This is a genomic window from Brevundimonas sp. (genome assembly GCF_965278935.1).
Lineage (GTDB): Bacteria > Pseudomonadota > Alphaproteobacteria > Caulobacterales > Caulobacteraceae > Brevundimonas.
Genome location: NZ_OZ257124.1, coordinates 2,553,818 through 2,579,501 on the forward strand (window position 1 = coordinate 2,553,818; position 25,684 = coordinate 2,579,501).

19 protein-coding genes are annotated in these 25,684 nt (G+C 68.4%); 3 read left to right on the forward strand and 16 right to left on the reverse strand.

Going from position 1 to position 25,684, the window contains the following annotated elements; translation table 11 throughout:
* Window positions 1-4: 4 nt before the first annotated feature.
* Genes ACQY68_RS12790 through ACQY68_RS12800 form a run of 3 tightly spaced genes read right to left on the reverse strand, consistent with a single transcriptional unit; the run spans window position 5 to window position 6,336 of the window.
* Window positions 5-1,864, reverse strand: coding sequence for a CocE/NonD family hydrolase (locus ACQY68_RS12790; protein WP_428149814.1), 1,860 nt, complete (start codon window positions 1,862-1,864; stop codon window positions 5-7).
* On the reverse strand, window positions 1,861-3,444 hold the full coding sequence (locus tag ACQY68_RS12795; protein WP_428149816.1) for an AbgT family transporter: 1,584 nt from the start codon (window positions 3,442-3,444) through the stop codon (window positions 1,861-1,863). Before ACQY68_RS12795 ends, ACQY68_RS12790 begins: the two co-directional genes overlap by 4 nt.
* A gap of 15 nt (window positions 3,445-3,459) precedes the next feature.
* On the reverse strand, window positions 3,460-6,336 hold the full coding sequence (locus ACQY68_RS12800; RefSeq protein WP_428149818.1) for a TonB-dependent receptor: 2,877 nt from the start codon (window positions 6,334-6,336) through the stop codon (window positions 3,460-3,462).
* A 185-nt stretch (window positions 6,337-6,521) separates the two neighbouring features.
* Here ACQY68_RS12800 and ACQY68_RS12805 point away from each other — a divergent pair, with 185 nt between their 5' ends.
* Window positions 6,522-7,631 (forward strand): CapA family protein, encoded by a 1,110-nt coding sequence (locus ACQY68_RS12805; protein WP_428149819.1) that lies wholly within the window; start codon window positions 6,522-6,524, stop codon window positions 7,629-7,631.
* Between the two features lie 52 nt (window positions 7,632-7,683).
* Here the strand turns inward: ACQY68_RS12805 and ACQY68_RS12810 are convergent, their stop codons facing one another.
* The 13 genes from ACQY68_RS12810 to ACQY68_RS12870 all read right to left on the reverse strand — a co-directional run bounded on the left by ACQY68_RS12810 (window position 7,684) and on the right by ACQY68_RS12870 (window position 21,927).
* Window positions 7,684-8,373 carry a response regulator gene (locus ACQY68_RS12810; protein WP_428149820.1) on the reverse strand — a complete coding sequence of 230 codons (690 nt, stop codon included), beginning with the start codon at window positions 8,371-8,373 and terminating at the stop codon, window positions 7,684-7,686.
* Window positions 8,373-10,967, reverse strand: coding sequence for a DUF4118 domain-containing protein (locus ACQY68_RS12815; RefSeq protein WP_428149821.1), 2,595 nt, complete (start codon window positions 10,965-10,967; stop codon window positions 8,373-8,375). The genes ACQY68_RS12810 and ACQY68_RS12815 overlap by 1 nt, the downstream gene beginning before the upstream one ends.
* 76 nt (window positions 10,968-11,043) lie before the next feature.
* Entirely contained in the window at window positions 11,044-11,613 is a 570-nt protein-coding gene (gene kdpC, locus ACQY68_RS12820; RefSeq protein WP_428149823.1) for a potassium-transporting ATPase subunit KdpC, read from the reverse strand.
* Window positions 11,614-11,625: 12 nt separating this feature from the next.
* Window positions 11,626-12,333, reverse strand: coding sequence for a TorF family putative porin (locus ACQY68_RS12825; RefSeq protein WP_428149824.1), 708 nt, complete (start codon window positions 12,331-12,333; stop codon window positions 11,626-11,628).
* Between the two features lie 3 nt (window positions 12,334-12,336).
* Window positions 12,337-12,504 carry a hypothetical protein gene (locus ACQY68_RS12830; protein ID WP_428149826.1) on the reverse strand — a complete coding sequence of 56 codons (168 nt, stop codon included), beginning with the start codon at window positions 12,502-12,504 and terminating at the stop codon, window positions 12,337-12,339.
* Between the two features lie 4 nt (window positions 12,505-12,508).
* Complete coding sequence (gene kdpB / locus ACQY68_RS12835; RefSeq protein ID WP_428149828.1) at window positions 12,509-14,572, reverse strand: potassium-transporting ATPase subunit KdpB; 2,064 nt, start codon at window positions 14,570-14,572, stop codon at window positions 12,509-12,511.
* A 13-nt stretch (window positions 14,573-14,585) separates the two neighbouring features.
* On the reverse strand, window positions 14,586-16,289 hold the full coding sequence (kdpA, locus tag ACQY68_RS12840; RefSeq protein ID WP_428149829.1) for a potassium-transporting ATPase subunit KdpA: 1,704 nt from the start codon (window positions 16,287-16,289) through the stop codon (window positions 14,586-14,588).
* Between the two features lie 13 nt (window positions 16,290-16,302).
* Window positions 16,303-16,386 carry a potassium-transporting ATPase subunit F gene (locus ACQY68_RS12845; protein ID WP_428152660.1) on the reverse strand — a complete coding sequence of 28 codons (84 nt, stop codon included), beginning with the start codon at window positions 16,384-16,386 and terminating at the stop codon, window positions 16,303-16,305.
* A 2-nt stretch (window positions 16,387-16,388) separates the two neighbouring features.
* Window positions 16,389-16,532: a hypothetical protein gene (locus ACQY68_RS12850; protein WP_428149831.1), complete on the reverse strand. Its 144-nt coding sequence runs from the start codon at window positions 16,530-16,532 to the stop codon at window positions 16,389-16,391.
* A 105-nt stretch (window positions 16,533-16,637) separates the two neighbouring features.
* The gene (locus tag ACQY68_RS12855; protein WP_428149833.1) at window positions 16,638-16,823 is read right to left on the reverse strand and encodes a hypothetical protein; all 186 of its coding nucleotides are present in this window, start codon (window positions 16,821-16,823) and stop codon (window positions 16,638-16,640) included.
* Window positions 16,820-17,020, reverse strand: a complete 201-nt coding sequence (locus ACQY68_RS12860; RefSeq protein WP_428149834.1) for a hypothetical protein — start codon at window positions 17,018-17,020, stop codon at window positions 16,820-16,822. Before ACQY68_RS12860 ends, ACQY68_RS12855 begins: the two co-directional genes overlap by 4 nt.
* A 327-nt stretch (window positions 17,021-17,347) precedes the next feature.
* Entirely contained in the window at window positions 17,348-19,009 is a 1,662-nt protein-coding gene (locus tag ACQY68_RS12865; protein WP_428149835.1) for an MFS transporter, read from the reverse strand.
* Between the two features lie 113 nt (window positions 19,010-19,122).
* A complete protein-coding gene (locus ACQY68_RS12870; protein ID WP_428149836.1) occupies window positions 19,123-21,927 on the reverse strand; it encodes a TonB-dependent receptor in 2,805 nt (934 codons plus the stop codon).
* 459 nt (window positions 21,928-22,386) lie between these two features.
* On the opposite strand from ACQY68_RS12870, the gene ACQY68_RS12875 reads away from it, so the two are divergent.
* Together ACQY68_RS12875 and ACQY68_RS12880 are read left to right on the forward strand one after the other, a co-directional pair.
* Window positions 22,387-23,742, forward strand: a complete 1,356-nt coding sequence (locus ACQY68_RS12875) for an MFS transporter (protein WP_428149837.1) — start codon at window positions 22,387-22,389, stop codon at window positions 23,740-23,742.
* Window positions 23,742-25,592 carry a hypothetical protein gene (locus ACQY68_RS12880; protein ID WP_428149838.1) on the forward strand — a complete coding sequence of 617 codons (1,851 nt, stop codon included), beginning with the start codon at window positions 23,742-23,744 and terminating at the stop codon, window positions 25,590-25,592. The genes ACQY68_RS12875 and ACQY68_RS12880 overlap by 1 nt, the downstream gene beginning before the upstream one ends.
* Window positions 25,593-25,684 lie beyond the last annotated feature (92 nt).

Sequence of the window (25,684 nt, forward strand, 5' to 3'; positions counted from 1 at the left end):
GCCCTCAGGCGACCGGACGGATGGGCAGCACGAAGTGGGACGGCGTGTCGGGTCCGAAATGCACCGAACAGATGGCGACGACCGGGTCGCAGGGCTCGCCTGCCGGAACGCCCGTGCCCGGATTGACGTCGAAATGCGGGAAGTTGCTGGCCGACACATCCAGCCGGATCCGATGCCCGGCCGCGAACAGGTTGGAGGTCGGGAAGGCCTTGATGTCGACGCCATAGACTTCCCCCGGCCGCATCGGATGCGCGGTCTCGAACCCGTCGCGGAAGCGTAGGCGCAGCACGCCATGGGTCAAGTTCAGCGCATAGCCGTCGGGATAATCTTCATTGGGCGGATAGACGTCGACCAGCTTGATCATGACGTCGCAGTCCAGCGCGCTCGCCGAAATCCACAGCCGCGCGGAAACCGGACCGGTGACCTCGACGGCTTCGGCCAAGACCTCGGTCTCGAACGAGATGACATCGTCGCGCTCCGCCAGCGCCCGCCCCGGCGCCGACGCTCCATAGAGATCGAAGGTCTCCCGTTGGTCGAACCCGCCCGCCTCCATCAGGGGCGCGCCCGAGGCGATGGCTCCGCCGATCGTGGGAACGGGATTGGCCGGGTCGTGCCGCCAGGCGCGCTGGCCGGTCGCCGGCACGGCGCGCGACAGCCCGCCTTCGCTCGACAGGTGGAAGGCCGTCGCCTCGGCCGCCGGGGGCGGCCAGTCCGCCTCGTCGCGCCAGCGCCCGCCGTGATCCAGGCGACCCTGCGCCGTCCGGCGCCCGCTGCCTCCGCCCATGACGAACAGCCTGACCGGCGACGGCAGCGGGTCGGCGACCTCCACGTTCTGGCGCAGATGGCGGTCGAACCAGTCCAGCCGCAGGCGCAGATAGTCGTCCGCCACATGGCCATCCAGCGTGGCGTCCGGCCCGAAGTCGGCGTCTCCGGCGAAGGTCACAGACCGCTGACCATGCGTCCACGGTCCCATCACCAGCCGCACCGGCCCCGCCTTCATCCGGCTGAGCGCGGCGAAGTTCTCGGTCGCCGCAAGCGCATAGGGGTCGTACCAGCTGCTCATGAACACCATCGGCGCGTCGGTGAACCGCGCGTAGTGGGCGGAGGCGCACAGGTCGGGCTGGGTCCAGAAGTCGCCGAAGGTCTCGCGCGCCCACATGCGCACGACGAAGTCCTCGTACTCCGGCGCCGCCTCGAGCGGCGAATGCCCCTGACGCCAAGGGTTCACGCGCGCCCACTCGCCGATATCCTCGGCCTCGAGCGCCGCGCGTCGCGCCGGATCGGCGGTCGTCGCGGGGGCCTGCAGCGCGTGTTTGTAGGCCCAGGTCAGCTGCTTCAGCTCGAAGGCGCCGCCCTGCCGGATGCCGCTGTGATAGCCGCTCGAAAAGCCGCCGGAATCCATGAACATCGCCGCCAGCGCGGGATGGCCGAGCGACGCGACCGCCGCCTGCACGTGGGCGGAATAGGACAGGCCCGTCATGCCGATCCGCCCGTCGCACCACGGCTGATCCGCGATCCAGCTCAGGGTGTCGTACCCGTCGTCGGCCTCGTTCAGATATTTGGAGAAGACGCCCTCTGACGCCGACCGCCCCCGGCAATCCTGCAGGACATAGGCGTATCCGGCGCGCGCGAAATCGGCCGCCACCTCGGGCTTGGAACGCGGGGTCGGATCGACGGCGGTCCGGTCGGCGTGGTTGGTCCCCCGCTTGTCGTAGGGCGTCCGCTCCAGAATGACGCTGAACGGACCGTCCCCCGCTGGCAGATAGATGTCGGCGGCCAGACGCACCCCGTCACGCATCGGGACCATGACGTCACGCAGGACGACGATGTCCTCGCCCGGTCGGGAATCAGGAACGGCGCTCATGGGATCGCCGGCGCGGCGACGGCGGCGGGCGGCAGCGCATAGGTCGCGGGCGCGCCCGGACCCACCGGCAGGGCCAGCGACACCCACAGCGTCACCAGCGCGATCCCGGCCAGACCGAAGGCGATGCTGAAGGGCAGCATCAGGGCGATCATCGAACCGATGCCGAAGTCGGGCTTCCACCTCTGGCTGATGATCAGGACCAGCGGGAAGTTGCTGGCCAGCGGCGTGACGATGTTGAAGATCGAGTCGCCCATCCGGTAGGCGGCCGTGGTCATCTCCGGCGACACGCCCAGCAGCATCATCATGGGCACGACGACCGGCGCCATCGCGCTCCACTTGGCCGAGGCAGAGCCGATGACCAGATCCAGTCCCGACGACATGCCCAGTAGCGACACCAGCAACAGGGGCTTGGGCATCGACAGCGCCGTCAGCGCCTCGGCGCCCTTGACCGCCAGAACCGGCCCCAGATTGGACCACGAGAACATCGCGACAAAGTGGGCGGCGAAGAAGGCCAGCACGATGTACGGGGCGATGTCGCGCATCCCCTCCCCCATCATCCGCACAAGGGTGCGGTGGCTCTGGACCGTCCCGGCCGCCGCGCCATAGGCCCAGCCACAACCGAGGAACAACAGCATGAAGGCTGCGACCAGAGCTCCGTAGAAGGGCGCCAGCCGCTTCGGCCCGACGGCCTCCGCATCGATCAGCGGCGCTCCGGGCCACAGCGTCAGGGCGGCGAACAGGCCCACGATGGCCACCGCGACCAGACCGGCCAGCATCAGGCCTTTCCGCTGGCGTGCGTTCAGCACCCCCATGTCGTCGTTCTCCGCCACGCCCTCCGGAAGCTGGCCCGACCATTTGCCGAGGCGCGGCTCGATGATCCGGTCGGTCACGAACCAGGCGATGGGGGTGAACAGGACGCCGATCGCCAGGGTGAACCACCAGTTCCCCAGCGGATTGACACCATAGCCCGGGTCGATCAGTTGCGCGGCCGGCGCCGTGATGCCCAGCATCAACAGGTCGAACTGGCCGGGCACGATGTTGCCGGCGAAGGCGCCCGAGATGCCGGCGTAGGCGATGGCCACCCCCGCCAGCGGATGCCGCCCGGCCCTCGCGAACACCAGAGCCGTCAAGGGGATCAGAACGACGTAGGCCGCGTCCGCCGCATGGTGGGAAAACAGGCCGATGATGAAGACCGCCGGGCTCAGGAACCGCGTCGGCAACCGCCTAACGCCGCCGCCCAGTAGCGCCGCGAACAGCCCGGACCGCTCGGCGACCGCCGCCCCCAGCATGACGACCAGCACCAGCCCCAGCGGCGGGAACCGCGTCAGGGTCTCGGGCATGTCGACGAACAGTCTGGCGATGTTCTCCGACGACAGCAGGCTCTGTGTCGCCAACTGCTCGCCCGTGACCGGATTGACGGCGCCCCAGCCCGCGCCCGCCGCGATGACGGACACGATGACCAGCACCACGATACATCCCGCCAGGATGAAGACCGGGTCCGGCAGGGCGTTGCCCAGCCGTTCAACCCGGTCCAGCCAGCCCCGACGCGCGATCGGGGCCGGGCCATTCACGTCCGTCATGCCGGAACCTGGGTCCTAGAACTGCAATCCAACACGAACGTACGCGCTGCGACCCCGGGCGTCATAGGTGTAGATGTCGTAGTTGATCGGGGCGTTCGCATAGGAGGCCGGCGGCTGCTCGTCGAACAGGTTGTTCACCCCGACCGACACCGACGCATCGTACAGGTTGAAGGCGTAGCTGGCCTCCAGGTCGTTGTAGAAGATGGCGTCGGTCACATCGTCCTTGACCGTGTTCACGACGTCGGTGCTCTCGCCGATGTAGCGGCCGCGCCAGAGGGCGCTCCAGTCGCCGTTGCTCCAGCGCAGCGAGCTCTGACCCTTCCAGTGCGGATAGGTCGAGCGCGCCCGGTCGCCCTTTCCGGCGCGTTCGTCGAGAATGTCCGCCCCGCCCGCCGGATCGGGGCTGACCGTCGTGAACTCGTCCAGATAGGAGGCGTCCAGCACGGCGGCGAACCGGCCGATGCTGGTGTCAAACTCGTAGCGCGCCGTGGCGTCGACGCCCGAGGTCCGGATCTCCGACAGGTTCTGCGCTCCCTGCGTCAGGCGGGTGACCGCGCCCGTGGAGGCGTCGCGGGTCACCAGCTCGCAATAGACCCCGCCGCGCGCCGCGCACAGGCCGAGGATCTGCGCCGCCGCCTGGGCCGCGATCGCGTCCTTGATCTTGATGTCGTACCAGTCGACCGTCAGCGTGAAGCCGGGAATGGCCTCCGGCTGGAAGGCGAAACCGGCGCTGTAGGTGTCGGCCGTTTCAGGCTCGAGGTTGCGGTTGCCCGAGGTCACGCCCGGGATCAGGCCGTTCAGATTGAAGTTGGCCTGGTTGTAGTTCGTCGGAATACCCGCGCAGCCCGGCAGGGTCGGGTGGGCCGCCGCGCCGCCGTTGCAGGGATCGATCGCCTGGACGCTGACCTCGCGCCCGCCCTGGAACAGCTCCAGGATCGACGGCGCCCGGAAGCCTTGGGAATAGGTCCCGCGCAGCAGCAGTTGCTCGACCGGCCGCCAGCCCACGCCCGCCTTGATCGTCGTCGCGTCGCCCACGGTGTCATAGTTCGAATAGCGGGCCGCGAGGCTCAGATCGAGGCTGTGGGCCAGCGGCATGTCGGCCAGCAGCGGGATGGCGAACTCCACATAGCCTTCGTGCAGATTGTACTCGCCGACCGTCGGCACCCGCGTCTGGGCCGTCGTGGTCGTATAGGCGCTGGACAGGAAGACCGGCGTCGAGTTGGCATAGACGTCCGGCGTGTCGGTCGCCTTGTTCTGGCGATACTCGTAGCCCGCCGCCACCGACAGCGGCCCGGCCGGCAGCTGGAACAGTTCGCCGGTGATGTTGTAGGTCAGGTCGAACAGCTCGGTGGAGTTGGACTCCCGCGTGGTGAAGCGGATGTAGTTCGCCATGTCGGCCGTCATCGGCCCGAACAGGTTGATCGGCACGCATCCCGCGGACGCCAAACATGTCGCCGGATTGCCCAGCCCCTGGAACAGCCGCTCGTAGTTGACCCCGTTCAGGGCCGAGGACTGGATCTCGTTCTTCGACCAGCTGCCGGTCAGGTCCCACGACCAGTCCCGGCCGAAGCCGCTGAACGTGCCCTCCGCCCCGGCGCCGATGCGCCAGGTTTCAACGTCCTGGACGTTGTCGCGATTGCCGACGTCCGTCATCACCTTGCGCACCCGCCAGGCGGAGTTGGCCGCAAAGGTCAGGGCGCTGGCGACCGGGACCCCGTTGGCCGTGCCGAACGGGTTGAACGGATGGTTGTTGGCCAGGGAATAGCCCCGGATCGTCCCGGCCGTGCCGCCGATATCCAGCAGCACCGGCGAAAACAGCTGGTTCGACTGACGCCGGTTGTAGAGCCCCTCGAGGTGGAACGAGACGTTATCCGACAGGTCGGCGCGGAAGCGACCGTACAGGCCGTAGCGCTCGCTCGGTCCCGCCGAATAGATGCCCTGGGCCTGGGTGTTGTAGAAATCCTCCGGCAGGGTCGCGGTGCGGAAGCTGTTGTCCGCCAGATTTCCAGCGCCATAGTTGCCCAGAGCGATCTGGGTCACCGGCGTCGCCGCCGTCGCGAACCCGGTCGGCGTGCCGAAATAGGCGTTGTTCGACAGGCCGGGCAGAATGAACAGACCGCGCGGGCTGGTGCCGGGCGCGGTCAGGGGAACCAGGCTCAGCGCCGTCAGATCGCGGTCCGACGTCAGGATCTCGTCCTCACGCGCATAGCTGGCCGAAAGGACTACCGAACTGCGGTCGAACCGGCGCCCCCAGTTGGCCACGGCCGAGTACTGCTGGCCGTCGCCCTCCGAGGTGATCCCTGCGCGCGTGTTGAATCGCAGACCGTCGAAGTCCCGGATAGTGCGGATGTTGACCACCCCCGCGATGGCGTCGGCGCCGTAGATGGCCGAGGCGCCGTCCTTCAGCACCTCGATCCCGTCGATCATCCCCAGCGGAATGGTGTTCAGATCGACGAAGTCGCGGAAGCCGCGCTGGCCCACGCCGTCGACCCAGCGGTGCCCGTCGACCAGGACCAGCACCCGGTTGCCGCTGCCTTCGGCGCCGCCGAGGTAGCGCAGGTTGATCGAGGACGCGCCGTAGGACGTGCCCTGCGTCCCGTTGCTGTTCAGGCTCACGCCCGCGGAGGGCAGACGCTGCAGCAGGTCGCCGACCGACACGGCGCCGGAGTTCTTGATGTCCTCGGCGGTCAGCGTCAGCAGCGGTCCGACCGAGTCGGCATCGCGACGCTGGATGCGCGATCCGGTCACGACGATCTCGTCGACCGACGACGTCTCGTCCTGAGGCGCGGCCGGCGTCTGCGCCGCTGCGGGCGACGCCAGCAGGCCCAACGTCAGCGCGGCCAGCGCCGAGCCGGTCAAACACAGAGTCCGGATGGAAGTCGTCGTCGCCATGGTCTTGGTCCCCTTGTCCTTGCCGGTCCTTGATCGCGGATCGGCCCCCTTGGACGGAACAGTCGCAGCGGGTCCGCCGCGTTCGCAACAATATGGCGATTTCGTATCACGTCATGCGCTGGACGCATGGTCTATGAGCCAGCGATCTTCGAAACGTATGGTCGGGTCCGGAGGCGTACAGGATGATGGATCGGCGACAACTCGTCCGGGGTCTCGGCGCAATGGCGACGCTGTCGGCGTGCGCGGCCGCGCCGGGCGCCGAGGGCCTGCGTATCGACCTTCTGGGCCAGGCCCTGATCGAACACGCGCCCACACCCGCCGACTGGCCCGGACGGGCCGGCGTGGTCGGGGTGCTGGAGGGGGCCGACGCCGTCTTCACCAATCTGGAGACCGTCATCCGGGGTCCCCGCGCCGAGGCCCCTACAAGGGAGCTGCTGACCCTGCACGCGGCGCGGCCGGACATTCTTGAAACCCTGAAGGGCGCGGGCGTCGACCTGCTGACGACGGCGAACAACCACGCCTTCGATCTCGGAAGCGGAGGCATTCTGGACACGCTCGACGCTATCGAGGCGGCCGGTCTTCGCACGACGGGCAGCGGCGCGGACCTGAGGCGCGCCACTGCCCCCGCCACCGTCGAAACCGCCGCCGGCAAGGTCTCCGCGGTCGGGTTCGCCACGGGCAAGGTTCGTCCGGGCGGAGCCGCTGCGCCCGGCCACCCGGGCGTCAACGAGTTGCGGCGCGATGCGTCAGGCGCCCCCCTTGCGGAGGACGAGGCGCGGATCCTCGCGGCCATCCGACAGGCCGCATCCACCTCGACCGCCGTGATCGCCTGCCATCACAACCACGACTGGGAACCGGACAACAGTCAGGTCCCCGCCTGGCAACAGGCCTTCGCCAGACGCTGCATCGAGGCAGGCGCGACCGTCTTCGCAGGCCACGGCTCGCCCGTTCTGCAGGGCATGGCGACACACCGCGGTCGCCCTCTGCTCTTCGGCCTCGGGAACTTCATCTTCCAGACCGAAAAGCCGCAGGGCGCCTATCCGCCGCCTGCCTGGCAGGGCGTCATCGCCTCGCTCACGATCGACGGCGACCGACCCGTCCGGGTCGAGCTGACCCCTCTCGTCCTGAACGAAGTCGGGTTGAACGGCCCCGAAGACCAGGCCACGCGGGGCTTCCCGACCTTGGCCGGAGACCGGGACGCCGCGGACATCCTGGCGCGTCTGGCGGCGCAATCGACCGCGCTGGGCGGCCGGATCGAGGTTCGCGGAACCCGCGGCGTTCTTGCGACGGCCTGACGACAGTCATCACAGGCGCCGATCCCGCATCCGCGGAAAGTCACTGCAGACCTCAGGCGTCCAGCCGATACCCGACGCCGGCTTCGGTCAGGACCAGGGCCGGATGTGCGGGATCGACCTCGATCTTGTGGCGAAGTTGCCCGATCACGACCCGCAGATACTGCACGTCGTCCGCATGGGCCCGACCCCAGATGGCGGTCAGCAGCTCGGTGTGGCTGACGACCTTGCCCGCGTTGCGGGCGAGATAGGCCAGGACGTCATATTCCTTTGGACGCAGCTTCAGCCGCTCCTCACCGCGCGTGACAAGGCGGCGGTCCAGGTCGATGGAGACTTCGCCCGCCGTGACCACGCCCGACGCCACCGGACGCAGCGCCCCCTGCCGCAGACCGGCGCGAATCCGGGCCAGCAGTTCGCCGACGCCGAAGGGCTTCTCGACATAGTCGTTGGCGCCGAGGTCCAGCGCCGCGATCTTCTCGGCCTCCTTGTCGCGGGCGGACAGGACGATGATCGGACCTTCGTAGAACTCGCGGGCGCGGCGCAGGACCTCCTTGCCGTCCATGTCGGGCAGGCCGAGGTCCAGCACGACGGCGTCCGGACTCCACAAAGCGATGCCGCGCAACCCCTCCTGACCGCTGTCGGCACGACGGGCGTCATAGCCGGCGGCGTCCAGCGCAGGCGACAGGAAGCGGTGGATCTGGGGCTCGTCGTCGATGACGAGGATCTGCGGACGCAGGGCAGACATCACAGCAACTCGCGGTGGGTGACGATGGCCTTGGGCAGGCGGATCAGGATGCGGGTTCCGGGGTGCTCTCCGTCGCCGTCGTGGATCGGGCTGGCGGCCGCGATCCGGCCCTGCATGGCCTCGACGAACCCCTTGGCGATGGCGAGGCCCAGACCCACGCCCTTGGCCCGGTCGGTGGATTCCTCCATCCGCTGGAACTTGTCGAAGACCCGTTCCAGTTCCTCGGTCGGGATGCCCCTGCCCTCGTCCTCGATCGAGATGACGACCGAGCCGCGGTCCTCATAGGCGGCGAGTTCGATCGTCGAGCCGTCGGGGCTATAGGCGATGGCGTTCTCCAGGATGTTCACCAGCGCCTGCTCCAGCAGGCCGTCGTCGGCCTTGACCAGGCTGAGCTCGGCGGGGAAGTCGCGGCGGACCGTGCGGTCGCCGAGGCGGCGGGACACGCGCTCGGCGGCGGCGTTCAGGATGTCGCGGACGTCGATCCATTCGGCCCGGACCTGAAGCGCCCCGCCTTCCAGCCGGGTCATGTCCAGAAGGTCGCCGACATAGCGGTTCAACCGCTCGGCCTCCTCACGGATGCTGAGCAGCAGGTCGGCGCGGATCTCGGGCGACAGGCCTTCGCCGTAGTCGATCAGGGTCGTGGCCGACCCCAGAACGGTGGACAGCGGCGTTCGCAGGTCGTGGCTGACCGAGTTCATCAGCACGGCCCGGAAGCGGTCAGCGCGACGCAGGGTCTCGGTCTCCACGGACTGGCTGGCGAGGTCGGCCCGCTCGATGGCCACGGCGCCCTGATCCAGCAGCGCCAGTGCAAGCCGTTCCTCGTCCGAGCCGGGAGCGAGAGCGTCCGCCTCGATCCCGGCGACACCCGCCCGGCCGCGCACACCCTGTAGCGGGCGGAAGGTCCAGCTGGTCTGCGGCAGGGTGCCGGTCCCGAAGCCGGCCGCCTCGCCGTGCTCCCAGGCCCAGCGCGCGGCGGCCATCGCGGCGGCGCCCAGGGTCGGGATCTCGGGCGCGCCCGCGGCGATGACAAGGTCCTCACCGTGCGGCAGCAACACCACGGCCTTTGCGCTGGCGGCCTCCGCGGCCTGTTCGGCGAGCACCTTCGCCGTCGCCTCACGGTCTTCGGCCCCGGCCAGAGCCTCGCTGGCGCCGAGCAGGGCGGAGACGGCGGCCGCGCGGCGCTGGGTCCGTCCGGCCTGTTCGCGGACCCGCCCGGCCAGGATCCCGGTCAGCAGGGCGACGCCCCAGAAGACGACCAGGGTCAGCACATCGGTGGGCGAGCCGATGGCGAAGCTGTAGCGCGGCTGGAGGAACAGGAAGTTGTAGATCAGGAAGGCCGCTGTCGCCGCCGTCAGGGCGGGGCGCAGGCCGTAGAGCGCTCCCGCCGCGACCACGGCGGCCAGATAGATGACGCCGAGATCGACCCGCTCGAACGACTGGTCCAGGCCGAGCGCCGTGAGGGTCGCCACGCCGATGAAACCGGCGCCGATCGCATAGCCGCGCCAGGCCGCCGGCGCCGACACGGTCGCCGACTTGGGCGGGACCGGCTGGGTCTCCCCGGCATCGGTGACGATATGGATCGCCGCGCCGCTGGACGAGCGCAAGAGGGCGACGGCGAGCGACCGGCCGAACAGGTCGCGCCAGGGGTTCGAACGGCCCTTGCCGACGACGATCTGGGTCACGTGATTGCGCTGGACGTGGTCCATCACGGTTCGAACGACGTCGTCTCCGGTCAAGGTGACGGTGCGGGCGCCGAGTTGTTCCGCCAGTTTGAGCGCCTCCGAGAGCCGGGCCGCGCCTTCGGCCGAGACGGCGGCCCGGTCGACCGTCGCGACCGTCCAGGGCGCGTCCATCATCATGCCGGACAGTCGACGCCCCGCTCGAACCAGCGACGCCGCCATGCCGTCGCCGCCGATCAGGACGAGGATGCGGGCCCCCGCCGCCCACGGGCCCGGAACCCCCTTCTCGCGCAGATGCACCAGCAACTGGTCGTCCACCGTCTCCGCGGCGCGTCGCAGCGCCAGCTCCCGCAGCGCCGTCAGATTCTCGACCTTGAAGAAATTCTCCGACGCCAGCCGCGCCGTCTCGGGGACGTAGACCTTGCCCTCGGCCAGACGCTTGCGCAGTTCATCGGGGGTGATGTCCACCACCTCGATGTCGTCGGCCTTGGCGAGGGCGCTGTCGGGAACCGTCTCCCTCTGACGGGCGCCGGTGATGCGCAGGACGACGTCGGACAGGCTCTCCAGATGCTGGACGTTCAGCGTCGTCCAGACATCGATCCCGGCCTTCAGGATCTCCTCGACATCCTGCCAGCGTTTGGGGTGACGCGAGCCGGGCGCGTTGGAGTGGGCGTACTCGTCGACCAGCAGCAGGGCTGGACGCCTCGCGATCGCGCCGTCGATGTCGAACTCCATCAGGGCGCGGCCCTTGTAGTCGACCGGATTACGAGCCAGCACGTCGAGACCGCGTAGCAGACTCTCGGTCTCCTTGCGGCCGTGGGTCTCGACCAGACCGACGAGGACGTCGTCCCCCTCCGCCTTCCGTTTGCGGGCGGCGCGCAGCATGTCGTAGGTCTTGCCCACGCCGGGCGACATGCCGAGAAAGACCTTCAGCCGACCCCGCTTTCGCGAAGCCGGCCGGAGATCGTCGCTGGCGCGCGGCTCCGCCAAACTACTTGGCCAAAGCGTCGAGGGCGCGGTTGGTCATCAGGACATTCACGCGCGGTTGACCGATGAAGCCGAGCAGGGGGCCCTGGGTGTGGTCGTCGATCACGCGCTGCACCTGTTCGGCTGTCAGACCCCGGGCCGTCGCGACGCGCGCGGCCTGAAGACGGGCATAGGCCGGGCTGATGTCCGGGTCGAGACCCGAGCCCGAGGCCGTCACCGCATCGGCCGGGATGACCGTCGCGCCGGTGTCGATCCGGATGGCGTCCGCGTCGGCGGCGACACGCGCTGCGAGATCCGGATTCAGCGGTCCCATGTTCGAACCGGACGAGCCGGCGGCGTTGTAGCCGTCGCCCGCCGCAGAAGGCCTTGGGTGCAGATAGCCGGGCTCGGCGAAGGGCTGGCCGATCAGGGACGAGCCCTGGATCACGCCGTCCGCGCCCCGAACGAGGCTGCCGTTGGCCTGACCCGGGAAGGCCGCTTGCGCGAAACCGGTGATGGCCAGCGGATAGGCCAGCCCCAGCAAGAGGGTGAACAGGGCCATCATGACGACGGCGGGACGAAGGTGGTTGAGCATCGGTGTCGCTCCCTAGAAGACCGCCTTCAGCGAGACCACGGCGCGCTCGCCGTAGATGTCGCCGAAGTCGTGTTCGTCGGTGTCGTGATAGCGGACATCGGCGGCGAGGTTGGAGGTCAGCTGATAGGCCGCCCCGACGTTCCACGTCGTGTAGTCGAAGTCGGAGGACACGAACTGGCGCCCGAGCGCGCCGCTTACGGTCCATTTGTCGGCCGGGCTGAAGGCGGCGTTGGCCTCGACGTAGGTCGCCTCGTCTTCCGCCGCGCCGAAGAAGTCCGGCGACCAGTAGACGGCGGCGCCGACCGTGGCCGGACCGACCGCGCGGGAGGCGGCGGCCTTCAGCTCCACATAGTCATAGTCCGCCGCGTCCGGCTGGCCGGTGTAGAAATAACCCACGACGCCAATGTCCAGGTTCCAGCCGGCGACCTCGGGGCGGACACCGCCGTACAGGTCGATCTCGGCATCGGTGTCGTCGTCGCCCGGGAAGCTGACGTTCGAGGCCCAGCCGCCGGCATAGAACTGGCCGACGGTGACATCGGCGCCGGCCGACAGAGCCACGTCCTCCTCCGTCTGGCTGACGCCCCGGAAGACGTAGTCGGACGTCGCTGCGGCATTGAAGGACCATTGCGGGCTGGTCGTCTGTGCGGCGGCCTCGGAGGTGATCGAGCCGAGGCCCAGAAGCGCCGTCATCGCGACGGCGAAACGCGTTTGGATTTCCATTGTCTATTCCTTGATTTGGGCGGCCGGAACCGGCGCCGGTCGATCGGTTTGGCCGGCGTCGTCATGGCGCGGAATCAGCGCGGCCACGATGATCGCGGCGATGAAGAAGAGGGCGAACCAGACGTCGTTCTTGCCGGCCGCCTTCAGCGGGGATTTGCGGAGCGGGGGCATCGGGTCACGCCAGCCCCAGACCCGTGATGATCAGGTCGATCGCCTTGATGCCGACGAAGGGCGCGACGAGCCCGCCGAGGCCGTAGATCAGCAGGTTGCGACCCAGCAGCTTGCTCGCCCCGACCGCCCGGTACTTCACCCCGCGCAGGGCCAGCGGAATCAGGGCCACGATGACCAGGGCGTTGAAGATCACCGCCGACAGGATGGCGCTCTCGGGCGACCCCAGCTGCATGACGTTCAGCGCGCCGAGCGCCGGCAGGGCGACAACGAACATCGCCGGGATGATGGCGAAATACTTGGCCACGTCGTTGGCGATGCTAAACGTCGTCAGGGCGCCGCGGGTGATCAACAGCTGTTTGCCGACCTCGACGATCTCGATGACCTTGGTCGGATCCGAGTCGAGATCGACCATGTTGCCGGCCTCGCGCGCGGCCTGGGCGCCGGTCTGCATGGCCACGCCGACATCGGCTTGGGCGAGCGCCGGAGCGTCGTTGGCGCCGTCGCCGCACATGGCGACCAGACGACCCTTGGCCTGTTCCGCCTTGATGAGGCGCATCTTGTCCTCGGGCGTCGCCTCGGCGAGGTAGTCGTCGACGCCAGCCTCCGAGGCGATGGCGGCGGCCGTGACGGGGTTGTCGCCGGTGATCATCACGGTGCGCAGGCCCATGGCGCGAAGCTCGGCAAAGCGCGCCTTGACCCCGGGCTTCACGACGTCCTTCAGGTGGATGACCCCGACCAGACGGCCGTTCTCGGTCACCGCCAGAGGCGTGCCGCCCGACCGGGCGATGCGATCCACGGCGGTGGTGAACTCGGCGGGGGCGGAGGCGCCCTTTTCGAGCGACTTCAGGACGGCGTCGACCGCCCCCTTCCGCCACGACAGGGCTCCGGCGTCCACGCCCGACTGGCGCGTGACGGCGGTGAAAGGGATGGCCTTGGCGCCCTCGGGCAGTTCGGCGACCACGCCGGCGTTGCGACCGAGCTCGACGATGGAGCGCCCCTCCGGCGTCTCGTCGGCCAGCGAGGCCATGACGGCGGCGCGCAGGGCGGCATCGGCGCGGACCCCGGCGACGGGGATGACCTCGGTCGCCATGCGGTTGCCGAAGGTGATGGTGCCGGTCTTGTCGAGCAGCAGGGTGTCGACGTCGCCTGCCGCCTCCACCGCACGGCCCGAGGTGGCCAGCACGTTCACCTTCAGCAACCGGTCCATGCCGGCGATGCCGACGGCGGACAGCAGACCCCCGATGGTCGTGGGGATCAGGGTGATGAACAGGGCGCCCAGCACGATGGGATCCAGCTTCACGCCCGAATAGGCGCCGAGGCCCAGCAGCGTCACGACCGCGATCAGGAAGACAAGGGTCAGGCCGGCCAGCAGCACCGACAGCGCCAGCTCGTTCGGCGTCTTCCTGCGGTTCGCGCCCTCGACCATGGCGATCATGCGGTCGAGGAAGGTCGAGCCGGGGGCCGAGGTGATGCGGATCTTCAGCCAGTCGGACACGACCGTGGTGCCGCCGGTGACGGCCGAGCGATCGCCGCCGGATTCACGAATGACCGGTGCGCTCTCGCCGGTGATGGCGGCCTCGTTGACCGAGGCCACGCCCTCGACGATCTCGCCGTCGGAGGGGATGACATCCCCCGCCTCGACCAGGACGATCGAGCCGACCGTCAGCTCTCCCGCCGGCATCTGTGAGACCGCGCCGGTCGCCGGATCGATCAGCTTGGCGGGTGTTGTGACCCGTGTAGCCCGCAGGCTGTCCGCCGCCGCCTTGCCCCGCCCTTCGGCGACGCTTTCGGCGATATTGGCGAACAGGACCGTGGCCCAGAGCCACAGGGCCAGCTGGATGGCGAAGCCCGCCGACTGGCCCGAGGCGATCGCTCCCGCCGCCGAGACCGTCGCCAGCAGCGCGACGATCCAGGTGACGAAGATGACCGGGTTCCGGAGCAGATGGCGCGGGTTCAGCTTGACGAAGGCGTCGCCGAGCGCGCGGCCGAGCATGGCGCCGGTCAGGCCGCCGCCCAGTTTGGACGTCGAGGGCCGGCTTTCGCCGACCTCGGGGTTTGCGAAGGTCATGTCAGGTGTCCGATCACTGGACCCCGCCGAGCATCTGGAAGTGCTCGACGATGGGTCCGAGGGCGAGGGCCGGGAAGAACTGCAACCCGCCCAGGATGAGGATGACGCCGATCAACAGGCCGATGAACTGCAGGCCGTCGGTCGGCAGGGTGCCGGTCGAGGGGGCCAGCTTCGGCTTGACGACGAGTGACCCGGCGATGGCGAGAACCGCGACGGCCGGCACGAACCGGCCCATGAGCATGCCGATGCCGAGCGTCGTGTTCCACCAGGGCGCGTTGGCGGTCAGCCCTGCGAAGGCCGAGCCGTTGTTCGCCGCCGCCGAGGTGTAGGCGTAGAGCATCTCGGACAGGCCGTGCGGCCCATGGTTCAGCAGGCCTTCCATGGCGGTCGGGAAGACGGCGGCGATCGCCGTGAAGCCGAGGATGGCCAGCGGCAGGACCAGCACCGCGATCATGGCGTACTGGATCTCGCGCGCCTCGATCTTCTTGCCGAGATACTCGGGCGTGCGGCCGACCATCAGGCCGGCCACGAAGACCGCCAGCATGGCCATGACGACCATGATCGCGATGCCCGAGCCGATCCCGCCGGGCAGGATCTCGCCCAGTTGCATCAGGAACATCTGGATCCCGCCCGACAGCGGCATGTAGCTGCCGTGCATCGAGTTCACCGAGCCGTTCGAGGCGCCGGTCGTCGGGCCCGCCCAGGCGACCGAGGACGGCACGCCGAAGCGGGTCTCCTTGCCCTCCATGTTGACCGGCTGTTCGATGCCGGCGGCGACGAGCGCAGGCGCCGGCTGGGTCTCGGCCAGATACATGCCGGCGGTGCAGGTCGCGAGCAGGACGAAGGCGGCGGCGACAAGGGCGCGCACATCCTTCCTCGCCAGGACGCTGCGGCCGAAGGCGAAGAAGGCCGCCCAGCCCAGCACGTTGATCCCGACCGAGGTGATCAGGTTGGTCAGGGGCGACGGGTTCTCGAACGGGTGCGCCGAGTTCGCGTTGAAGACGCCGCCGCCGTTGATGCCCAGTTGTTTGATCGCTTCCTGGCTCGCGGCCGGGAACAGCGAGATCGTCTGCGATCCGCCTTCGAGGCCGGTCGCGGTCGCCGATGCGGCCAGGCTCTGCACCACCCCGAGGCCGGCCAGCACCATGGCCAGCAGGATCGACAGCGGCAGCAGGACGTAAAGCGTGGTCCGCGTCAGATCGGCCCAGAAATTGCCGACCCCCTCTCCGCGATTGGCGACGAAGGCCCGCGCCAGCGCGGCCGCGATAGTCGCGCCGGTGGCGGCGGACAGGAAGTTCTGGGTCGTGAACCCGACCATCTGACTGAAGGTCGAGGCGGTGCTTTCGCCGCCGTAGGACTGCCAGTTGGTGTTGGTGACGAAGCTGACGGCGGTGTTGAACGCCAGGTGCGGCGACATCCCCGCGAAACCCTGCGGGTTCAGCGGCAGGACGCCTTGCAGACGCAGGATGGCGAACAGCAGGAAGAAGCCCACGGCGTTGAAGGCGATCAGGGCGCCGGCATAGCCGACCCAGCCCTGGCTGCGTTTCGGGTCGATGCCCGAAGCCTTGTAGAAGACGCCTTCGACGGGCTTCAGCACCGGGTCGAGCCAGGTGCGTTCACCGTTCCAGACGCGCGACAGATAGATCCCGATCGGCCAGGCCAGCAGCACCGACAGACCGAGGGTCAGGGCGATTTCCGCCCAGCCTTGGATGTTCATTTCGGCGGCTCCTTCAGAACCGCTCGGGGCGCACGAGCGCCGCGATCATGTAGACGGCGACCACGACGGCCCCGGCTCCCCAGAGAAGGGCGATCATCGTCACACCCTCCGCAGGGCTGAGGCGAGGACGGCGAAGAGCACGAAGGCCCCTCCGCCCAGCGCCAGGAAAAACAGATCGGCCATGTGAGGCGACTCCAGAAGTTCAGGAGCCGGAAGGACCACGAAGCCGCATAACGGAGCCATGCGAGTCTCCCGACCGCGCATAACGGGAGCATAAAATCGGCCGCAACGCGTGGGGCGCACATGCGAAAACGCCCGACGCGGTGGCGTCGGGCGTTGGGTCGGGAGTCAGCCTTCGGTGACGATGACGACGTGGCCGGGATGGCTGTCCGCCTCGGCCTCCGCGTGTCTGAGGGCGGTCCGCCGGTCCATGAAGATCCCGCTGAACAGATTGTCGCTGGACCGGAGCCGCCAGCGGCCGCCCTCGGGCAGGACTTCGAGGACGGCCGGCGGAGCGTCGAGGATCAGGCTCATCGCCTGCCGCCCAACAGGGCGTCGGCCTGACGTTGCAGCAGGCGGGCGATCCGGTTCGCCGCGCTGCGTGTCCGGAAAGGCCGGGTGCAGGCGCCGTTGAGGCGGACGCTCCAGCCGCCGCACCGGGCGATCACCGTGTAGACCTTCGGCTCTGGCGCACTCCGGGCCACGGGATAGTCGACGCAGCCGGTCATCATCGGAGGATCCTCCGCGGCGCCGACCTCGGCGAGGAGGCGGCGCCGAAGGCGGCTCCAAGCACCGTCATCGTCATTCGCCACACGCTCGAAGGCGGAGGCTCCTCCGAAGTCGCTGGTGGGGAAGGCGTATTGATCCGCGTCATGCGCAGTCTCCTTTCAGAGACCGCATCGAACTCCCGAGGGCCGTAACGTCGCCATGCGCAATGACGGCCCACGCATCATTTCCCCGTAAATTCAGGTTCGCGGCAGCCATTGCCACGGGATCGTCTGACGGGGTCGAGCCGGCGCCGGCGGGGACCACGGACCGTCGCCGACCAGCCCTGATCGTCAGGCGTTCGCGGTCGGATCGTCGGCGGCCAGTTCTCTCGCGTCCGCGCCGCGCGCCCAGGGCAGGGTCCCGGTCTGGCGCTCGATCATCCGGTGCACCCGGATCGGCTCGTTCTCGTCCTGCAGGGCGTGCAGCAGTTCGATGTTGGCCAGGTCCGCCCGGGTGCGACGCGTATTGTGCCGCACATAATCGAGCCAGGTCGCGACGTGATACCGCTCGACCCACAGGCCCCGATCACCGAGGTCGCGCAGCAGCCGCCATCCATGCGCGCCGTCGCGGCGACGGATGCGACGCCGCTCCGACATGGCGGTCAGGAAGGCCACGAGCCGGTCCTCCGCGATACGATACTCCACCGTGACCACGATCGGCCCGCTGCGAGGCTCGATCGGCACATCGGTCTCCGGCTCCCTGAACCGATCGAGCGGGTCGAGATCCAGCGCTTCCGCGTCCGGCAACGACAGGAAGAAGCCCAGCACCACGGCGGCGATCTGCGCCCCCACGGCGACCAGCAGGCTGACGGCCACCCCGTGCGTGTCGGTCAGCCAGCCGAACAGGGCGCTGCCGGCCGCCATGCCGCCGAAGATCGCCATCTGATAGATCGACAGCGTCCGGGCGACGACCCAGCGCGGCGAGGCCAGCTGCACCGAGACGTTGAAGGTCGACAGCGCCAGCACCCAGCCCGCTCCGGCGAGCGCCAGCGCGGGGATCGTGACGAAGGCCCAGGGGCTGATGGCGGCGACCCCGGCCCCGACAGCGAGCGCGACCCCGGCCGACCGGACCAGGTTCTCGTTGGACAGCCGCGACCTAAGCCGGTTGCGGCCGAACGCTCCGCCGACCGCGCCGACCCCGAAGGCGCCCAGCAGCAGGCCGTAGACAAGGGCCCCGCCGCCGACGATGTCTCGCGCGATCAGGGGCATCAGGGCGGGAATGGCGCTGGCCCCGACGCCGAAGGTCGCCGCCCGGATCAGGACGACCCGCAGGTTCGGCGACATGGCCACGTAGCGAAGCCCGGCCTCGATGGCCTCTGCCAGTCGCTCGGGCGGCAGGAGTTTGGGCGACGGGGGCTGTTTCCATCGGGCCAGGACCGCAATCAGTCCGATGTAGCTGACGGCGTTGATGGCGAAGGCCGCGGCAGCGCCCAGCGCGGCGACGATGACACCCCCGATCGCTGGACCCAGGCTGCGGGCGATGTTGAAGCCCATGCCGTTCATGGCCACCGCCGCCGGCAGGGCCGGACGTGGCACCATGTCGCCGACCGACGCCTGCCAGGCCGGGTTCTTCAGTGAGGTCCCGCAGCCGATCAGGAAGGTGAAACCCAGCAGCAACCAGGGCGTCAGCACGCCGAACGCCGCGCAGATCGCCAGAGCCACGGACACGACCAGCATGAAGATCTGGGCGATGAGCATCAGGATGCGACGATCGTGACTGTCGGCCAGTGCTCCGGCCGGCAGCGACAACAGCATGATCGGCAGGACCGTCGCGGTCTGGACCAGGGCGATGAGCTGGGACGAGGCGCCGAGCGCCGTCATCATCCAGGCCGCGCCGACCGTCTGGATTAAACCGCCGAAGTTGGACGCCAGGTTGGCGGTCCAGACCGACCGGAAGATCGACGATCGCCATGGCGATCTGGCGGCTTCGGCAGGCGCGTCTGATGAGTCCATTCGCAACGGTAGCGCCCGACGGCCCGACGCGCACCTGCGCGCAAGAAAAATGGGCCGACCCTCGTCGGAGGGCCGGCCCGAGATCGCTTGCTGGGAGAAGCCTGCGAAGGAGATCAGAAGGTGTAGCGGAGCCCCGCGAAGAACTGGCGGCCGGTGTGGCTGTAGACGTTCAGGCGGTTCGAGGCGTCGACGTACTGATCGTTGAACTCGTCGGTCAGGTTGATGCCCTCGACCGAGACCTTCAGCCGCTCGGTGATGTTGTACGACGCCTGGGCGTCGAAGTTCAGCGTCTCGTTGGTGCCGTGCACCGAGTTGCCGTCGTTGCCCGGCACCTGGGTCAGATAGCCGGCGCGATAAGCGGCCGACCCGCGGATCGAGAACCGGTCGGTCTCGTAGTACAGGGTGAAGTTCGCCGCGTTCTTGGAAAGACCGACCAGGGTCTCGTTGATCGTCGGCGCGCCGGCGGTGGTCGAGGTCAGATATTCGATGTTGGAATCGACGAAGGTGTAGTTGGCCTGCACTCCGAAATTCTCCAGCCAGCCCGGCAGGAAGTCGAGCCGCTTCTGGACGTTGATCTCGAAGCCCGTCAGATCGCCGCCGGGCGAGTTCACGGGTTGGGACACCTGGAAGATATCGGTGGTCGTGGCCGCGGTGCCGGTCAGGACCGACGCCGGCAGGCCCAGCTGGGTGAACGGAAGGCCTTGGCTCAGAGTCTGAACGAAGGTGTTGATCTTCTTGTAGAAGATACCCACCGCGAACAGGCTGTCCGCATCCGGATACCATTCCAGCGAGAAGTCGACGTTGTCCGACTTGGTCGGGTCGATGTTCGGATTGCCCGACGAGAAGTTGCGGTTTGCGCCCTGGACGTTGATGTCGCCGCCGGGGGTCAGGGTGGCGATCGACGGGCGCGAGATGGTCTGCGCGGCCGACAGGCGGGCGACGATGGTGTCAGTCAGATCGACGGCCAGGTTGGCCGAGGGCAGAACCAGGTCGTAGTCGCGACGCGCGCTGACCAGCTGGATCGTGCTGCCGACGGCGGCGTAGCCGCTGGAGGACTGTTCGGTCAGAACGTAGCGGACGCCGGCGTCACCTCGCCACGGCAAACCGAAGGCGTCGAAGCGGAAATCGGCTTGCAGATAGGCGCCCAGATCGTTCTCGGCGACGTTGAAGTTCTGGCCGCGGGCCTGGGTCGTCTGGTCGCTGATCGCGTAGATGCCGGTGTTCGAATAGATGTCGTAGGTCGAGATGAAGGCGTTGAGGTCCGGCGCCAGCCAGCTGGTGGCCACGCCGCCAGGCAGGCCCAGGTTGCGACCGAAGCCGGAGAAGACCGAGGACACTGCGGCCAGTTGGGCGGGGGTCAGGGTCTGCACCACCGTCTCGGTCGCCCGGGTCTGGCCGGACGCATCGAAGGTGAACCGACGATAGTCGAGGCCGCCCTTCAGGGTGATGTTCTCGTTGGCGTCGAACTCGCCATAGGCCTTGGCCGTGCTGAAGGTATTGGTGACGGCGTTCGGACGGATGCGGACTTCCGACGTGCCGTTGATCATCGACCAGTTGGCCGGATTGGTCAGGTCGAAGCCGAAGTTGATATTCGGCATCCGCGAGCGGAAATCATACGAGAAGCCGTTGGTGTTGGCCCGGTCGAAGGTGACGATCGTGGAAACCGGGTTCTCGAATTCCGACCGCGAATAGCCGCCGATGAACCCGGTGCGGAAGCGATCCGTCCAGTCGCGCGTGGCGGTGAAGGTGTATTGCTGGAACTGCGTCTCCAGTTCGTCGTGCGCGGTCTGGGTCCGGACATCGACCGCGTCGAAGACGCCGGCGACGATGTTGCGACCTTCGACCACGCCCGACCGGATGATGGTCTCGGGACGGCCCGTGGCGTTGGTGCGGCTCAGGCCGATGGCCTGGAGCTGGTGCTCGTCACGCGTGCTCTTGACGTCCGAATAGAGGACATCGAGGGTGAGGGTCGTCTGGTCGTCCGGACGGAACTGCAGGGCGCCGGTCAGGCCGAGCCGCTCGGTATTGTGGTCGTACTGCACGTAGGCCGGGATGCGCGGGTGATAGAGACCCGGGCTGGCCAGGGTGCCGTTGATCTGGGCGACCGTGTACCCGGCGATCGTGGACGCGGCGTTGAAGCCGCCGGTCGCGCCGTTCGAACCGCCATGGCTCCAGCGCGTGATGTTGGCGCCTTCCTCGAGGATGTGGCGCTGTTCGTAGGCGGCCGAAAACAGGGCGCCGACCCTGCCGTCCATCCAGGTGTCCGAGGCCAGCACGGTGAAGCGCGGCTGCACGTCGCGGGCCAGGTCGTTGTAGCTGGCCTGCACGCCCATCACGAGGGTCGGCTCGCGATAGTCGAACGGCCGCGCGGTCTGCAGATCGACCGTGGCGCCCAGCGAGCCCTCCTCGACATCGGCCGAGGCGGACTTGCGCACCGTCAGGCTGTTGAACAGCTCCGAGGCGAACATGTTGAAGTCGAACCCGCGCGTGCGGTTGGTGCCGCCCGAGTTGACCGTGCCGCCGGTGGTGGCGATCGCCTCCATGCCGTTGACGCGGACACGGGTGTATTCCGAGCCCAGGCCGCGAACCGAGATCTGGCGGCCTTCGCCGTTCGAGCGGGAAATCGTGACGCCCGGAACCCGCTGCAGCGACTCGGCCAGGTTCAGGTCGGGGAAGTCGGCGATGTCCTCGGCCTTGATGACGTCGACGACGCCGCTCTCGCGACGCTTGGCGGCGACGGCGCTCTGAAGGCTGGCGCGGAAGCCGGTGACGACGATCTCGTCGACCTGGTCGGCCTGCTGCTCATCGGCGGCGGGGGCGTCCTGGGCCTGGGCGGCGCCGGCCGCGGCGGCCATGGCCAGTACGAGAGCCGAGGCCCCGGCCTTCAGACAAACGTGGAATTGCTGCGACGTGCGCATCGATAGATCCTCCCCATGTCGCCCGCTGTCGCGGATCGTTATTGGCCGACGCCGAGGCGCCCGTTGATCCCGCCGACCTTCTGGTCCGCTGAGCTTCGAGCGGACCTTAGGATTGGGAAACCGGCGCAAGCCAATCCCAATCGGGCATGAACCGATGCAGGGCGTGAACCAATCCAGCCCCGTATTGACGTCTGGCGCATCAATGACGGCTTTCTGGACCGGTCGATCCATAGCCGATCGCGCTGAAATGCCGCGCATTCATGCCGTTTCTGGATCGGTCGATAGCCGTATTGGCTTGGACCGTCCGGGACCCGGCCCCTATCGTTCCCCTGGATCAAACGCCCGCAGAGGCGGCGGTCGGCGTCACACGACGTCATGGGAAACGCAGTCGCCGGGAACGGAACCACGCTCCGTCATCGTGTCATCGCGTCCCGCCGCACCGAAGAGGATGCCGAGACCATGACCGACGCCGCAGCTCCAGCACCCGCCTCCGCTCCTGTCCAGGCCAAACGCACCCGGGTCCGCTTCCTGATCCTGCTGCTGATCTTCCTGTTGACCACCATCAACTATGCGGATCGCTCCACCTTCTCGATCGCGGGTGATGCGGCCTCCGAGGACCTCGGCCTGAACCCGGTCCAGATGGGCTACATCCTGTCCGCCTTCGCCTGGGCCTATGTGCTGGGCCAGATCCCCGGCGGCGCCCTGCTCGACCGCTTCGGCACCAAGCTGATCTACGCCCTGGCCATCGCGGTCTGGTCCTTCTTCACCCTGATCCAGGGCTTCTCCGGCTTCCTGACCGGCGGGGCGATCTTCGCCGGCCTGTTCGCCATGCGCTTCGCCGTGGGCCTGGCCGAGAGCCCCTCCTTCCCCGGCAACGCCCGTCTCGTCGCCGCCTGGTTTCCGGGCTCGGAGCGCGGCTTCGCCTCCGCCGTCTTCAACTCGGCCCAGTATTTCAGCCTCGTCGTCTTCGCGCCGCTGATGGGCTGGCTGGTCCACACCTACGACTGGCACTCGGTCTTCTTCGTCATGGGCGGCCTCGGCCTCGTCGCCGCCGTCGTCTTCTGGCAGCTGATCCACTCCCCCGTGGAGCACCCCTCCGTGAACCAGGCCGAGCTCGACTATATCGAGGCTGGCGGCGGCCTGATCCGCATGGAGGACAAGGTGGTCAAGCAATCCGCCTTCACCTGGCCCAACGTGAAGCAGGTCCTGTCCAGCCGCATGCTGATCGGCGTCTTCATCGGCCAGTACGGCATCAACGTCCTGACCTATTTCTTCGTCACCTGGTTCCCGATCTATCTGGTCAAGGAGCGTGGCCTGAACATTCTGGAGGCCGGCTTCGCGGCCGCCGCTCCGGCCCTGTGCGGCTTCGTCGGCGGCGTCCTCGGCGGGATCATCTCGGACTATCTGCTCAAGCGCACCGGCTCCCTGACCGTCGCCCGCAAGACTCCGCTGCTGATCGGCATGATCCTGGCCTCGACCATCATCGCCTGCGTTTACATCCAGCAGGAATGGCTAATCGTGGTCGTCATGGCCGTCGCCTTCTTCGGCAAGGGCATCGCCTCGCTCGGCTGGGCCGTCGTTTCCGACACCTCGCCCAGGGAGCTGGTCGGCGTGACCGGCGGCATCTTCAACACCTTCGGCAACACCGCCGGCATCGTGACCCCGATCGTCATCGGCTACATCGTCGCCGCCACCGGCTCCTTCGACGGCGCCCTGTGGTTCGTGGGCCTGCACTGCATCCTCGTGATCGCCGCCTACTTCCTGATCACCGGCAGGATCGAGCGCCTGGCCCTCAAGCCCGCGAGCGTCGCCTGATGCCCGCTAGCCGCCGCGCCTTTCTCGGCGGGTCCGCCGCCGGCGCCCTCACGGTCGCGGCCGCTCCTCGCGCGAAGGCGGCGGCGCGGCTGACCGTCTCGACCCCGATGCCGGCGCCCGATTGGGCCCTGCTCCAGCGACAGCTCCTCTCCGCCAACGCCGAGGCCTGCAAGGTCTTCTACGACCGCTATTTCGACGAGCGCGGCTACTTCCTCTGCTTCGAGCGCTGGGGCGCCAACGACGGCCCCGACGACGCCATCGAGAATTTCAACGACTGGCCCCTGCTTCACGCGCTCGGCGGCGCCGACATCGTCAGGTCGATGTACACCCAGGGCTGGGAAGGCCACCTGCGCCAGTTCACGGCGGCCAGAACTACCGAGGTCGCCATCGCCCGCGAGGGCATGTTCTACAAGGAGTTCAACGTCCAGCTCGATTGGCAGCATCACGCCGAGGAGATGACGCTGTTCCACGTCCAGGGCCTGTCTGACCCGAACAATCCCCGTTTCCACGACCGCGCCCGGCGCTTCAGCGCCCTGTATATGGGCGAGGACCCCGACGCCCCGAACTACGATCCCGAGCACAAGATCATCAAGAGCCTGATGAACGGCTCGCGCGGTCCGATGCTGAGAAAGGCCACCGCCCTCGACTGGGCCGGCGACCCCTTCGAAGCCGGCAGCCGCTTCTTCATGGAGCACGGCGAGGACACCTACGAAGAGACCCTGCACCACTACGACGAATACACCGACGTGGTCGGCGACCACCCGCTGAACCTGTTCGCCACGACGCTGGCGCTCAACGCCTTCATGATCGACCACGAGCCGAAGTACCGCGACTGGCTGATCGGCTACGTCGACGCCTGGGCCGAGCGGGCGCGCCGGAACAACGACCTCCTCCCCTCCAACGTCGGCCTCGACGGCGTCATCGGCTCGGCGGCTGACGGCAAGTGGTGGGGCGGGACCTACGGCTGGGGCTTCTCCCCCGTGAACCCTGTCACGGGCCAGCGCGAGGATCGCAGCCGCGTGCTCCGCACCATCCTCGGCTTCTTCAACGCCTACCTTCTGACCGGCGACGACAAATACCTCGACACCTGGCGGAAGCAGGCCGACCGCCTCAACGCCGCGAAACGCACCGTCGACGGCCAGGTCCAGACCCCGACCATGTACGGCCCCGACGGCTGGTACGGCTGGAAGCCTGGCCTGCACCAGACCAACAGCCTCGACATCTGGTGGTTCTCGATGGAGGCCTCAGACCGCGCCCGCGCGCCGGACCATCCCTGGGTCGCCTTCCTGGAGGGCCGGAATCCCGACTTCCCCGAGACGGCCCTGCGCGACGGCCTGACCCAGGTCGCCGCCCGCGCCGAACTCCAGCGCCAGGACACGACGACGCCCGACACCCGCCTTGCCGACGCCTGTCTCGACATCAATCCGGCGCGGGTCACGGCCCTGATGCAGACCATGATGGGCGCCATCCACATCGGCCGCCCGGGCTGGTCCCCGACCACCGCCAACGCCGGCGGCTCGCCCCTGTATGCGCGCCTCCGCTATTTCGACCGCGACAACCGCCGCGCCGGCGTGCCCGAGGACGTCGCCGCCCTCGTCGACCGCATGACCGACGACGAGACCGCCGTCACCCTGATCAATCTCAACGTCACCGAGGCCCGCACCGTCACGGTTCAGGGCGGCGGCTACGGCGAGCACCAGATCCGCTCGGTCACCGTCGGTGACGCGCGTCAGGCGGTGGATGCCTCTACGTTCACGGTGACGCTGGCGCCGGGCTCAGGCGCGCGTTTGGTCCTGGCCATGGATCGCTACGTCAACCCGCCGACGCTGCGCTTCCCCTGGGACCGCTAGATCCAGCCGCCTGCCAAAGCGTCCCTGAAATGTCCGGTAGCCGACATTAGCCTTTTCGACTAAGCGTAACCGTTCTGCGCGTCCGGTGGGGA